This window comes from Stenotrophomonas sp. JC08, from assembly GCF_052180205.1.
In the GTDB taxonomy this organism is placed as follows: Bacteria; Pseudomonadota; Gammaproteobacteria; order Xanthomonadales; family Xanthomonadaceae; genus Stenotrophomonas.
In genome coordinates this window covers 1355196-1369030 of the sequence record NZ_CP197473.1, presented here as the reverse complement: position 1 = coordinate 1369030, position 13835 = coordinate 1355196, and the positions used below count along the sequence as shown (strand labels likewise).

Sequence of the window (13835 nt, the reverse complement as noted above, 5' to 3'; positions counted from 1 at the left end):
CAGGAATACCGCCGATGGATGTCCTGCCGTTGCCGATACCCGCGCCGCGTCAGGGCGTGGCGTCCTGCAGCCGATAGGTGGTGCGGGCGCTGTAGGGTTTGCCGTTCAAGGTGGTGCGCACTTCCACCGTGTGCTCGCCCTCCTCAAGTTTCGTCGGCAGCGCCGCGCGCCACAGGTGGCTGGACGGCGTGGCCTCGGGCGAGCGGTCGTAGCCGCGCAGCGACGTGGCCAGGTCGTCGGCGATATTCTCCACCAGCAGGCGCGGATCGGGCTGCTGGACCCGCTTCATCGGCTGCCAGTCGCCGTCATCGACACGGAACTCCACCGGCAGGCCGTCATAGCCCATGTATACGTTGGCATACACGCCCCATGCCGGGTACGCGCCCTGCCGCAACACACGCGGCGCATGCAGCGCGATCTGCTCGTCGGCCGGCGCGCGGGCGGCTCGGTACTCCACGCTGTAGCGGCCCTGCGGCTGCACGTTGAGCAGGCCGTAGCCGTTGGGCGTGCCGTCAGCCATGGTGGTATCGGGAATGCCCTGCACATCCTTCGCCCCCGACCAGAACGCGCCGCAGGCCGCGCCTACGTTGTATTCGTGCAGCGGCGTGGCGCCGTTCCAGCCACGCGAGGCATCCCAGAAGGTCTGGCTCTGTTCGTGGGTGTGGCCGCTGAGGACCAGCCGGTTGGCGCGATTCTCCAGCAACGCGAACAGGCGCGTGCGGTCGGCCTCGCGGAAACGGCGGTCGAACAGCGGGATATGCACGCCGATCACCAGCAGCCGGTCCTCCGGCACGGTCGGCAGATAGCGTTCGAGGAAGGCGAACTGGTCCTCGCGCAGACCACCCACATAGGCCGGGGTCTGCCCCGGCTGGGCGATGATGTCGTCCAACCCGATGAACACCATCGAGCGCTCTTCCCAGACATAGGTGTCCGGACCCAACGCACGGTGGTAACTGGCCAGCGAGGTGGCATCGCTGCGTGCACCCACGTCCATGTCATGGTTGCCCGGCACATGCAACCACGGCACGCCCAGTGAGGTCACCGCCGCCACCAGTGCCGGATACAGCGCCGGATTGTCGTTGGTGATGTCGCCCAGGGTCATGCCGAGCCGGGCCTGATGCCTGCCGCGCAACGGCGCGATGATGTCGCGCTCGAAGTACCCCACATCCTGCGCATTGCTGGTCTGGCTGTCGGCCATCAGCAGGGTCTGGAAGCTGGCCGGTGCATCGCCGTCGGGCACCAGCGCGAACGGCTGGCACTGCGCGCCGGCTTTGGCCTTGCGACTGCCCTTGCGCGCGGTCGCGTCCCTGCCAGCGCGCCAGATGTCCGGCAGACCATCGGCACGTGTGGCGGCGCGGTAGCCGGCCGGTTTGATTACGAACACCGTCGCCCGGGTCGAGGCCGGCAGCTGGTAACCGCCATCGGCACCGGTGCGGACGATGTGCTCGCCATCGGATACCGCGATGCCGGCCAGCGGCTGCTCATCGGCATCACGCTGGCCGTTGCCGTTGGCGTCGGCGAATACCGCACCTTGCAAACAGCTGGCGGCCGCCGCCAGCGGTGCGCAGGCCAGCCACAGGCCGGCAAACAGAAAGTGGCGCACGGGAAATCTCGAGCAGGACAACGGGGGCCGATTATCTCCCGGCCGCGGATGAAGGTTCACTCCGGCAGGTTGCAGAGGTGGCGCGGACGGGCTTCCGCAGACGGGTCGTCCCATCGACATGCGTGCGACCTCCTCTATCTTCCGCCCAGGCTGGCACCTGCCACCATTGCCCCACAAGCCGGAGTGGTGCCGGTAGCCGTGCGGTTTGCATCCAACAAGGAGACAATAGCGGCCTTGGCGCATCTGGCGCCCGTATCCCGCACACCCGTTGCAAGGATTTCCCCATGGCTGCACGCAAGCACAAGACCTACCCGATCGAAATCCAGGCCAAGCCGGGCCAGCCGCTGGGCATGAGCCCGGCCACCTTCCTGCGCGACTACTGGCAGAAGCGTCCGCTGCTCATCCGTGGCGCGCTCCCGGACTTCCAGACGCCCGTATCGCCGGACGACCTGGCCGGCCTGGCCTGCGAGGACGGCACGCTGGCCCGCATCGTCAACCATGATCGCGCCACCGACGGCTGGACGGTGCGCACCGGCCCGTTCCAGGAGGAGGAATTCCCCGGCATGCCCGACCACGACTGGACCCTGCTGGTGCAGGACGTGGACAAGTGGGATCCGGACGTGCGTGCGCTGCTAGTCCACTTCAACTTCCTGCCACGCTGGCGCATGGATGACGTGATGATCAGCTTCGCCGCCCCCGGCGGCTCGGTCGGCGCCCATGTCGACCAGTACGACGTGTTCCTGCTGCAGGGCTACGGCCACCGCCGCTGGCAGATCGACGCCAGCGATTCGACCAAGGGCAAGCGCCCGTCGCTGGATTTCCGCCCGGACGTGGAGCTGAAGCTGCTCAAGAAGTTCCGCAAGACCCACGACTGGGTGCTGGCACCGGGCGACATGCTGTACCTGCCGCCGAACGTGCCGCACAACGGCGTGGCCGAAGACCCGTGCCTGACCTACTCCTTCGGCATGCGCGCCCCCTCCTCGGCCGAGCTGATCAGCGACTGGCTGGACGATCTGGTGGCCAATGCCGACGAGTCCATCCGCTTCCAGGACCCGGACCTGAAGCTGCCGGAAGACCCCAACGAGATCGACGCGGCGGCGATGAAGCGGGTGGTCACCGCACTGAATGCGCTGCGGATGAACGATCCGGACCGCCTCGGCGACTGGTTCGGCCGCTTCATCACCACCTACCGCTCGGCCGGCGACATCCTGCCCTCGCAGGCCCCGCGCTCGCCCGAAGAGGTGGAAGCCGAACTGGCCCGTGGCGGTGAGCTGGAACGCCACCCGTGGGCCCGTCTGGCCTGGCGCCGCGCCACCCGCGGCGGCACGCTGTACTGCTCCGGCCGCGAGTTCGCGCTGTCGGTCAAGGATGCGCAGTCCCTGGCCGCGGCCGAATACATCGACGCCACCGCCTTCCGCAAACTCTCGGCCAAGGGCCGCAACGCCGTGCTGGAACTGCTGGCCGGCGGTTGCTTCCAGCTGCTGGATGTGGAGGCGCTGGCGGCAATGCAGGCGATGGAAGATGATTTCGACTCTGCCGACGACGCCGACCTGGACGCGCCGGAAGTGGAGATCGAGGTATTTGAATACGCGCAGGCCGCTCCCGGCGAGCCGGCCCAAGGCACCATCGAGACGGTCAGCAGCAACGATGAAGGCGTCGAGGTGGTGGTGATCTGCGACAACGATACCGACCCGGAATCCTCGCCCGCATGAACCCGACTCCCGGCTTCCATATTGAACGTGCCGATTACGCCACCCAGCAGGCACTGCTGTATGGCGTGCGCCATGCCGTATTCGTGGTCGAACAGCAGGTGCCGGTGGAGCTGGAAATCGATGCCCTGGACCCGCTCAGCCATCACGTGCTGGCGCGCGCGGATGACGGTCAGGTGATCGGCACCGCCCGGCTCACGCCCGAGCAGCGCATCGGCCGCATGGCAGTGGTGGCGGCGGCCCGCGGCCAGGGCGTTGGCCAGGCGCTGCTTGAGGCGCTGGTCGCCGAAGCCCGGCAGCGTGGCTGGGGCGAGGTGAGCCTGCACGCACAGCTGACCGCCCGCGACTTCTACGCCCGCAACGGCTTCCTGCCCGAAGGCGAGATCTTCGAAGAGGCCGGCATCGCGCACCAGCAGATGCGCTGCCGGCTTGACGGTGCCATGCGGGTGGACGACCTGGACAGCGCCACCGCTGCGGCCAGCAGCGTGATCCATCGCGCCCGCCGCCAGTTGTTCATCCAGCTCCGCGGCGACGATTCCACTCTGCTGGGCCAGCCGCAGGTGCTGGCCGCGCTACGCCGGTTTGCCACCGCGCGCCATGCCAAGCAGGCCCAGCTGCTGGTGCACGAAGCCGACGTGGCCCACCTGCCCGCACCGCTGGTCGCCCTGCTCCAGCGCCTGCCCAGCGTGTTCCAGCTGCGTGAGCCGGTCGACCCGGCCGACTGCCTCGTCACCTCGGGCGGGTTCTGCAATGACGCCGGTGATTGCTACTTTCGTCCAATGGGCGAACGGCTTGAAGGCGAGCTGTCGCTGGCCAGCGCCAGCCGTGCCCGCCAGCAGGAAGCATTGTTCCAGCGTATCTGGGAGCGTTCCCGCAACTGCGACGCGGTCCGCGTACTGGGTGTCTGACGGCAGACAGGGCAAGACAACCGGTGGTCATGTATTAATCCACGGGACAGTGTGAATGCCCCTTCCTGTCCCGGCGCAGGTATAATTCAAACGTTAAACACGCCCGCGCGTGCCTTTAATTTTTTTTGGGCGCGCCGGTTTCCCGAGCCTTACCCCACAAGCGAATCCGACTCTCCATCGTGGACAATCTCCTGAAGCAGTTTGCGCAATCATCGCAACTCGCCGGCGGCAACGCCTCCTACATCGAGGATCTGTACGAGCAGTACCTCGTTTCTCCGGACAGTGTGGACCCCAAGTGGAAAACCTACTTCGATGGCTTCAAGGGCCGTGAAGCAGGCGATGTCCCGCATTCGGCCGCAATCGCCCACATCACCGAGGCGGCGAAAAATGCACACAACTCCGGCAGCGGTGCGGGTGGAGGCGACGAGCGCGAGCGCAATGTCGGCCGTCTGATCACCGCCTACCGTTCCCGCGGCCATCTGGGCGCCCGCCTTGATCCGCTGGGCCTGACCCCGCCGGTCAATCCGCCGGACCTGGGCCTGCCGTTCCACCACCTCAGCGACGCCGACCTCAACGACGAGTTCAGCACCGGCGGTGTCGGCGGCCAGCCGCGCATGAAGTTGCGCGACCTTCTGGCCCGCCTGAAGGCGACCTACACCGGTTCGATCGGTGCGGAGTTCATGCACATCTCCGAGGTCGATCAGCGCCAGTGGCTGTACCAGCGTCTGGAAAACACCGGCGGCAACTACAACCTCGACGCCGACACCAAGCGCCGCACGCTGGAGCGCCTGACGGCTGCCGAAGGCCTGGAGCGCTACCTGCACACCAAGTACGTCGGCCAGAAGCGCTTCTCGCTGGAAGGCGGCGACTCGCTGATCCCGATGATGGACACGGTGGTCCGCAACGCCGGCGTCGACGGCGTCAAGGACGTGGTGATCGGCATGGCCCACCGCGGCCGCCTCAACGTGCTGGTCAACACCCTCGGCAAGAACCCGCGCAAGCTGTTTGACGAGTTCGAAGGCAAGTTCGAGCACGACGAGCGTGCCGTTGCCGGTGACGTGAAGTACCACATGGGCTTCTCGGCCGACGTCGCCACCGCCGGCGGCCCGGTGCACCTTGCTCTAGCATTCAACCCGTCGCACCTGGAAATCGTCGACCCGGTGGTCGCCGGCTCGGTGCGTTCGCGCCAGGAGCGCCGCAACGACACCGCGCGCAAGCAGGTGATGCCGATCCTGATCCACGGCGACGCAGCATTCGCCGGCCAGGGCGTGGTGATGGAGCTGTTCCAGATGTCGCAGGCCCGCGGTTTCACCGTCGGCGGCACCCTGCACATCGTGGTCAACAATCAGGTCGGTTTCACCACCTCCAACCGCGACGACTCGCGCTCGACCCTGTACTGCACCGACATCGCCAAGATGGTTGGCGCACCGGTCCTGCACGTCAATGGCGACGATCCGGAAGCGGTGGTGTACGCCGCCAAACTGGCCTACGACTTCCGCCAGCAGTTCCACAAGGACGTCGTGATCGACCTGATCTGCTACCGCCGCTGGGGCCACAACGAGGCCGATGAACCGGCCATCACCCAGCCGCTGATGTACCAGGTGATCCGCAAGCACAAGACCACCCGCGAGCTGTATGCCGAGCAGCTGGAAGCCGCGGGCGTGATCCCCGCCGGTGCCGGCAAGGAGCTGGTCGACAGCTACCGCAACAAGCTCGACGCCGGCGAAGTGACCACCGAGCTGGCCGACGTGGGCAAGACCCCGGCCACCAGCAAGCTGTTCGTGGACTGGCCGAAGTACCTGACCGGCAAGCTGTCGGACACGGTCAGCACCGCCGTCGATATGGACAAGCTGACCCGGCTGGCGACGCTGATCAACACCATTCCCGAAGGCGTGGAAATCCACTCGCGCGTGGCCAAGGTCTATGACGACCGCCGCAAGATGGCCGCCGGTGAAGTCCCGGGCGACTGGGGCTTTGCCGAGAACTTGGCCTACGCCACCCTGCTGGACGAGGGCAGCAACCTGCGCCTGGTCGGCCAGGACGTCGGCCGTGGCACCTTCACCCACCGCCACGCGATCCTGCACGACCAGAAGACCGACAGCTATTACCTGCCGCTGCGTCAGCTGGTCGAATCGCCGGAGAAGGCCACCATCATCGACTCGCTGCTCAGCGAGGAAGCGGTGATGGCCTACGAGTACGGCTTCTCCACCACCGACCCCAACACCCTGTGCATCTGGGAAGGCCAGTTCGGTGACTTCGCCAATGGCGCGCAGGTGGTGATCGACCAGTTCATCGCCTCCGGTGAAGCCAAGTGGGGCCGCATCTCCGGCCTGACCCTGCTGCTGCCGCACGGCTACGAGGGCCAGGGGCCGGAACACAGTTCCGCGCGCCTGGAGCGCTTCCTGCAGCTGTGCGCGCTGGAGAACATGCTGGTCTGCGTGCCGTCGACCCCGGCGCAGGCGTTCCACATGCTACGTCGCCAGATGCGCATGACCACCCGCAAGCCGCTGGTGGTGATGTCACCCAAGTCGCTGCTGCGCCACAAGCTGGCCGTGTCGACCCTGGACGAACTGGCCAACGGCGAGTTCCAGCTGCTGATCGGCGATGCCGCGGCCGACGCCAAGAAGGTCAAGCGCGTGGTGCTGTGCTCGGGCAAGGTCTATTACGACCTGCTGGAAGAGCAGACCAAGCTCGGCCGTGACGACGTCGCCCTGCTCCGCGTGGAACAGCTGTACCCGTTCCCGCGCCCGGCGCTGGCTGCCGAGTTGAAGAAGTACGGCAAGGCCGCCGACGTGGTGTGGTGCCAGGAAGAGCCGATGAACCAGGGCGCGTGGTACCAGATCCGCCACCATCTGCAGGCCTGCCTGTCCGATGGCCAGGCGCTGCATTACGCCGGTCGCCCGCGTTCGCCGTCGCCTGCCGTGGGCCACATGTCCGATCACCTGCGCGAACTGCAGCAGCTGCTCGCCGACGCGCTGGTCAACAAGATCGACGACAACTACGCCGAATAAGCCCCTCCTTTCCCAAGAATCTGCAACCAGGAAATCCGCCAAATGGCCACCGAAGTCAAAGTACCGGTACTGCCCGAATCCGTCTCCGACGCCACCATCGCCAGCTGGCACAAGAAGGTCGGCGACGCTGTCTCGCGTGACGAGAACCTGCTCGACCTGGAAACCGACAAGGTCGTGCTGGAAGTGCCGGCACCGGTTGATGGCGTGCTGAAGGAAATCAAGTTCCAGGAAGGCGACACCGTCACCTCGAGCCAGATCCTGGCGATCATCGAGGAAGGTGCGGTTGCCGCTGCCGCCCCGGCCGCCGCTGCTGAAGCACCGAAGGCTGCTGCTCCGGCTGCTGCCGCTGCGCCGGCGCCGGCTGCCAAGTCCGCTGCCGACACCCTGCCCCCGGGTGCCCGCTTCTCGGCCATCACCGAAGGCGTGAATCCGGCTGACGTGGCCGGCACCGGCCGCCACGGCGCGGTGACCAAGGAAGACATCGTCAACTTCGCCCGCACCGGTGGTGTCGGCAAGGCCGGCGGTGCGCGTCCGGAAGAACGCGTGCCGATGACCCGCATGCGCAAGCGCATCGCCGAGCGTCTGATGCAGTCCAAGGAATCCATCGCCATGCTGACTTCGTTCAACGAAGTCAATCTGGCCAAGGTGGCCGCCGCACGCAAGGAACTGCAGGAAGAGTTCCAGAAGGCGCACGGCATCAAGCTGGGCTTCATGAGCTTCTTCGTGAAGGCCGCGGCCAACGCGCTGCAGCGCTTCCCGCTGGTCAACGCCTCGGTCGATGGTGACGACATCATCTATCACGGCTATTCGGACATCTCCATCGCCGTGTCCACCGAGAAGGGTCTGGTGACCCCGGTGCTGCGCAACGTCGAGCGCATGTCGTTTGCCGACATCGAAAAGGGCATCGCCGACTACGCCAAGAAGGCGCGTGACGGCAAGCTGGCACTGGACGACCTGCAGGGCGGCACCTTCACCGTCACCAATGGCGGCACCTTCGGCTCGCTGATGTCGACCCCGATCGTCAACCCGCCGCAGAGCGCCATCCTCGGCATGCACACCATCAAGGAACGCCCGATCGCCGAGAACGGCCAGGTCGTGATCGCACCGATGATGTACATCGCCCTGTCCTACGACCATCGCATCATCGACGGCAAGGACGCGGTGCAGTTCCTGGTGGACATCAAGAACCAGCTGGAAAACCCCGGCCGCATGCTGTTCGGCCTGTAAGGCCCGAAAGTCCCTCTCCCACCGGGAGAGGGGTTGGGGTGAGGGTCCGGCCCTCCCCGCACCCTCATCCGGCGCTTCGCGCCACCTTCTCCCGCAGGGAGAAGAGATTGGTATCAAGGAACCTGAAATGGCTGAACAATTCGACGTCGTCGTCATCGGTGCCGGCCCGGCCGGCTACCACGCCGCTATCCGCGCCGCCCAGCTGGGCCTGAAGACCGCCTGCATCGACGCAGCGCTGGGCAAGGACGGCAAGCCGGCACTGGGCGGCACTTGCCTGCGCGTGGGCTGCATCCCGTCCAAGGCGCTGCTGGACTCCTCGCGCCAGTACTGGAACATGGGCCACATCTTTGGCGACCACGGCATCAGCTTCAACGACGCCAAGATGGACGTGACCAAGATGGTCGGCCGCAAGGACGCCATCGTGAAGCAGTTCACCGGTGGCATCGCCCAGCTGTTCAAGGCCAACAAGGTCACGCCGTACTACGGCTTCGGCCAGCTCAAGGCCGGCAACATCGTCACCGTCAAGCAGCATGACGGCAGCGAGGTCGAGCTCAAGGGCACCAACGTCATCATCGCCGCCGGTTCGGATTCGATCGAACTGCCTTTCGCCAAGTTCAACGGTGACACCATCGTCGACAACGTCGGCGCGCTGGACTTCACCGAAGTACCCAAGCGTCTGGCCGTGATCGGTGCCGGCGTGATCGGCCTGGAATTGGGCAGCGTGTGGAAGCGCCTGGGTTCGGAAGTGGTCATCCTTGAAGCCATGCCGGACTTCCTGGCAGCTGCCGATGCCGAAGTGGCCAAGGTCGCCGCCCGCGAATTCAAGAAGCAGGGCCTGGACATCCAGCTCGGCGCCAAGGTCTCCAAGACCGAGGTCAAGGGCAAGGAAGTGCTGGTCACCTACACCGACGCTGCCGGCGAGAAGACCATCACCGTCGACAAGCTGCTGGTGGCCGTGGGCCGTCGCGCCGCGACCAAGGGCCTGCTGGCGGACGATTGCGCGGTCAAGCTCAACGAGCGCGGCCAGATCGAAGTGGACGCGCACTGCCACACCGGCGTGGACGGCGTGTGGGCGGTCGGCGACTGCGTGCGTGGCCCGATGCTGGCGCACAAGGGCTTCGAGGAAGGCATCGCGGTGGCCGAACTGATCGCCGGCCTGCCGGGCCACGTCAACTTCGACACCATCCCGTGGGTCATCTACACCGAGCCGGAACTGGCCTGGGTCGGCAAGACCGAAGCCCAGCTCAAGGCCGAGGGTATCCCGTACAAGGCCGGCAGCTTCCCGTTCGCCGCCAACGGCCGCGCCGTCGCCATGATCGAGCCGGCCGGCTTCGTAAAGGTGCTGGCCCATGCCGAAACCGACCGCGTGCTGGGCATGCACCTGGTTGGCGCCAACGTGTCCGAGCTGGTGCACGAAGGTGTGCTGACCATGGAGTTCAGCGGCTCGGCCGATGATCTGGCCCGCATTTGCCACGCCCATCCATCGCTGTCGGAAGTGATCCACGACGCGGCGATGGCGGTCAGCAAGCGCGCCATCCACAAGGCCAACTAAGCGTCCCGGCCTGTGACCTGAAGGCTCCGCCCCGGCGGAGCCTTCTTGCTTTTGTGTCCCGCCTGGCCGCGCCGGTTCAGCCGTCGAGTCCGGGCAACCGTCCCTCCATCAGGAACCCCCATGAAGTCCATCTGCGTCTATTGCGGCTCCAATCCCGGCGCCAAACCCGTCTACGTCGAACGCGCCACCGAGCTGGGCAGACGCATCGCCAACGAGGGGTTGCGCCTGATCTACGGCGGCGGCAGGACCGGCCTGATGGGCGCGGTGGCGGATGGCGTGCTGTCTGCCGGAGGCGAAGTCACCGGCGTGATCCCGCAGCACCTGGTGGATCTGGAAGTCGCGCACCGGGGCGTGACCACACTGGAGGTGGTCGGCTCGATGCACGAACGCAAGTCGCGCATGTTCGACCTGTCCGACGCCTTCGTCGCCCTGCCCGGCGGCTTCGGTACCGCCGAGGAGATTTTCGAGATGCTCACCTGGCGCCAGCTCGGCATCGGCAAGAAGCCCTGCGCCTTCCTCGATATCGACGGCTTCTACGCGCAGCTGATCGGCATGATCGACACCATGGTCACCGAGCGCTTCCTGCATCCGGAACAGCGCGATGACCTGTGGTACGGCGAGGATGACGTGCAGATGCTGGCATGGATGCGCGCGTATTCGCCGGCGCAGGCGGACAAGTGGTTCGACGAGAAACTGCGCGCTGCACTGCGCTGAGCCGCCGCCGCCTACAGAACCGCACCGGTCATGGCACCTGGAGCCGCTGCGCCATCGTCTCGAAGGGGGCCGGATGGCCCAGCAGATACCCCTGTGCATAGTTGCAGCCCAGTTGCCGCAGGGTCTGCCGCTGCTGTTCGGTCTCGACGCCTTCGCCGATGGTCTCGATGCCCAGCGTGCGCGCCAGCGACAGCACGCCATCGACCAGCGCCAGCGTGTTCCTGCTCCCTTCCGCATGCAGTCCGCCGACAAAGCTGCGGTCGATCTTCAGCACACTGATCGGGAAACGGTGCAGGTAGGACAGCGCGGAATAGCCGGTGCCGAAATCATCCAGCTGCACGACGATGCCGCGCTCGCGCAGCTGGCGCAGGGTGCGCAAGGTCCGCGGCGCATCTTCCAGCAGCGCCATCTCGGTGATCTCGATCCGCAACCGCTGCGGGTCGGCGCCGGCTGAGGCGAGCAGCTGCAGCAGGCGCTGCGCGAAGCCGGGGGAGCGGAAGTGTCGCGGTGAGACGTTGACCGACACATAGCCCTGCGTGGCCCGTGCCAGGTCCGTGGCCACCTGTGTGTAGATCAGCCAGTCCACCTGTTCGATCAGCCCGCTTTCCTCGCCCAGTGCCAGGAATTCTCCCGGTGCCAACACGCCACGCTGTTCGTGTTTCCAGCGCAGCAGGGCTTCGTGCCCGACCACCCGCCCTTCGGCCAGCGACACGATGGGCTGGTAGTACGGCACGAAATCATCATTCTTGATCGCCCGGCGCAGGTCCGCCTCCAGCTCCAGCCGGTACACCGCTTCGGCATGCATGGCCGCATCGAACACCACGCAGCGGTCCTGCCCTTTCAGCTTCGCGCGATACATCGCCGCATCGGCGTCACGCAACAGGTCGGCGCCTGAGCCATAGCGCGGATGCCACAGCGCAATGCCGACACTGCCGGAAGGAAACAGCTCGCGTCCTTCCACCCACATCGGCATCTCCAGCGCGCGCAGCATGCGCCGCCCCAGTTCCAGCATCGCCTCGACCCCACCCTTGCCGTGCACCAGCAGCGCGAATTCATCGCCTCCCAGACGCGCAACCATATCTCCGGCACGGACCATCCGCACAAGCCGCTGCGCGACCTGGACCAGCATCTGGTCGCCCGCCGCATGGCCGATGCTGTCGTTGACCCATTTGAAGCGGTCCAGGTCCAGGAACAGCAGCGCGAACTCGGTGCCGATCCCCTGCCGCGCATGTTCGATGGTCTGCTCCAGTGTTTCCTGCAGCTGCAGGCGGTTGGGCAGGCCGGTCAGCACATCGTGCAGGGCCAGGTGGGTGAGCCGCTGCTCGGCATCCATGCGTTCGCTGATCTGCGCCAGCAGCTTCTGGTTGACCTCGCCCAGCTCATGGGTGCGTTCGCTGACCCGGCGCTCCAGCCCGGCATGCGCCTCCAGCAACCGCTCACGGTCACGCTGCCGCTCCAGGCTGGCACCGATATTGCGCGCCACAAACGCCAGCAGCCGCTGGTCCTCGACAGTGAACCTGCTCCCCGGCGTATAGCTCTGCACCGCGATCACGCCGATGACCTCGCCATCGTTCATCAGCGGAACGCCCAGCCAGCAATGCGACTTGAAGCCGAACTCGCGCACCTCACCGGCAGCGATCAGGCTGTCTATGTCCTCGCGCATGAGCAGCATCGGCCGCCGCTGGCGGATGGTGTATTCGGTCAGCCCGCTGCTGAAGGGGCGTGAGGACAGCCGCGGCTTCTTCTCGTCCACCGAATAGACGAACTCCAGCCCGTCACCCGGCTCGTTGACCATGGCGATGTAAAAGTTGTGTGCATCCAGCAAGGTGCCGAGCACCGCGTGCAATTGCGCGTGGAAGTCCCCTTGGCTGGGGCAGGAGACCGCCAGTTCGGAAATCCGGAACAACGCCGCCTGCACCATCTCCGCGCGCCGCCGCTCCACCACCTCCGCCTGCAGGCTGCGGTTGGAGCGCTCCAGCTCGACGGTACGCCGTTGCACGTGCCGTTCCAGTTGCACATGCGCCGCGCGCCGGTCCATGGCGGTGAGGATGTGCTTGGCGACGAAATTCAGGAGCGCGCGGTCCTCATCCGAGTAGCGCGCGTCAATTTCATAGCTCTGCACTACGATCGCGCCACACACGCTGCCGTTGCGCCACATCGGCACACCCAGCCAGTCGGCGCTTTCCAGGCCCTGCGTGCGTGCCTGCGGGGAGTCGAGCGTCTTCAGCAGTTCGCGCGACGGGCCGCTCATCACCCTGCCCTGTCGCAGCACCGCGAAGGTCAGGCTGCCCGGCATTTCCTCATGCCGGTAGCTGCGCTCTCGCTCAGGCACGAAATCGTCCCGGGTATCGGCGAAATACAGGAATCGCAGGCTGCTCTGCTGCTCGTCACACTCGACGATGTAGCAGTTTTCCGCATACATCAGCGATCCGAGGATCTGATGGAAATGCGCCAGCATTTCCTCCAGCTCAAGCTCCGCACCGGCCAGATCGGCAATTTCGAACAGCGCCTTCTGCAGACGCTTGGAACGCTCGAGCCCGGCGATTCGCAACTGCTGCCGCATCGACAGCATCACCGCATCCAGCAGCAGCCGCGCGGCCGCAAGCCACGCCTGCCGCTGAGGCATCGGCCAGCTCTCCTCCACCTCGGCGATCAGGGCGACACGGCCGCCACTGTCGGCATCGGTCCAGACTTCGCCCGCTCTTCCCCCGGCCAATCCGGACTGCGTGCCCTGCTGCAGCAGCCTGCCGGCATCCTCCTGCAGCGTCAGGCTGCCCACCGGATGACCGACACAACCGGTTGCCAGCAGCGCATCCTCCCAGGCCAGCGCGACCGCACCACCTTGCGGGAGCAGGCCCTGCAACCGTGCAACCACCTGGGCAAGGCAGACATCACCGCTGGCAAGCGAATAGACGTGAAGCGGACGGGTCTGGTTATGAAGCATGCATCCGGTCTCTCTGGCCACCCGTACATAGGCGACCCCGCGCAGCAGCATAACGTCCCCGCTGCCGCGGGATACAGGCTCCCGTGCAAATCGCGGGCTGAATCTCCCTCTTCCACTGGCTGGGCAGCGGGCGCTGCAACCAGTAGGCTTCCCGGCGTGGATACGTT

The 13835-nt window shown here is 66.1% G+C and carries 8 protein-coding genes; 6 read left to right on the top strand and 2 right to left on the bottom strand.

Annotated features, from left to right (window positions below; translation table 11 throughout):
- Positions 1-49: 49 nt before the first annotated feature.
- Positions 50-1603, bottom strand: a complete 1554-nt coding sequence (locus ACSBPQ_RS06230) for a calcineurin-like phosphoesterase C-terminal domain-containing protein (RefSeq protein ID WP_442684167.1) — start codon at positions 1601-1603, stop codon at positions 50-52.
- A 284-nt stretch (positions 1604-1887) separates the two neighbouring features.
- On the opposite strand from ACSBPQ_RS06230, the gene ACSBPQ_RS06225 reads away from it, so the two are divergent.
- From ACSBPQ_RS06225 to ACSBPQ_RS06200, 6 genes are all read left to right on the top strand, one after another.
- A complete protein-coding gene (locus ACSBPQ_RS06225) occupies positions 1888-3315 on the top strand; it encodes a ribosomal protein uL16 3-hydroxylase (RefSeq protein WP_442684166.1) in 1428 nt (475 codons plus the stop codon).
- Positions 3312-4220 carry a GNAT family N-acetyltransferase gene (locus ACSBPQ_RS06220; RefSeq protein ID WP_442684165.1) on the top strand — a complete coding sequence of 303 codons (909 nt, stop codon included), beginning with the start codon at positions 3312-3314 and terminating at the stop codon, positions 4218-4220. Before ACSBPQ_RS06225 ends, ACSBPQ_RS06220 begins: the two co-directional genes overlap by 4 nt.
- A gap of 179 nt (positions 4221-4399) precedes the next feature.
- Positions 4400-7231 (top strand): 2-oxoglutarate dehydrogenase E1 component, encoded by a 2832-nt coding sequence (locus ACSBPQ_RS06215; protein ID WP_442684164.1) that lies wholly within the window; start codon positions 4400-4402, stop codon positions 7229-7231.
- Positions 7232-7273: 42 nt separating this feature from the next.
- On the top strand, positions 7274-8458 hold the full coding sequence (gene sucB / locus ACSBPQ_RS06210) for a dihydrolipoyllysine-residue succinyltransferase (RefSeq protein WP_442684163.1): 1185 nt from the start codon (positions 7274-7276) through the stop codon (positions 8456-8458).
- A gap of 127 nt (positions 8459-8585) precedes the next feature.
- Positions 8586-10010 (top strand): dihydrolipoyl dehydrogenase, encoded by a 1425-nt coding sequence (gene lpdA, locus ACSBPQ_RS06205; protein WP_442684162.1) that lies wholly within the window; start codon positions 8586-8588, stop codon positions 10008-10010.
- Positions 10011-10130: 120 nt separating this feature from the next.
- Positions 10131-10724 carry a TIGR00730 family Rossman fold protein gene (locus tag ACSBPQ_RS06200; protein WP_442684161.1) on the top strand — a complete coding sequence of 198 codons (594 nt, stop codon included), beginning with the start codon at positions 10131-10133 and terminating at the stop codon, positions 10722-10724.
- A 28-nt stretch (positions 10725-10752) separates the two neighbouring features.
- Here the strand turns inward: ACSBPQ_RS06200 and ACSBPQ_RS06195 are convergent, their stop codons facing one another.
- Entirely contained in the window at positions 10753-13668 is a 2916-nt protein-coding gene (locus ACSBPQ_RS06195) for an EAL domain-containing protein (protein ID WP_442684160.1), read from the bottom strand.
- Positions 13669-13835 lie beyond the last annotated feature (167 nt).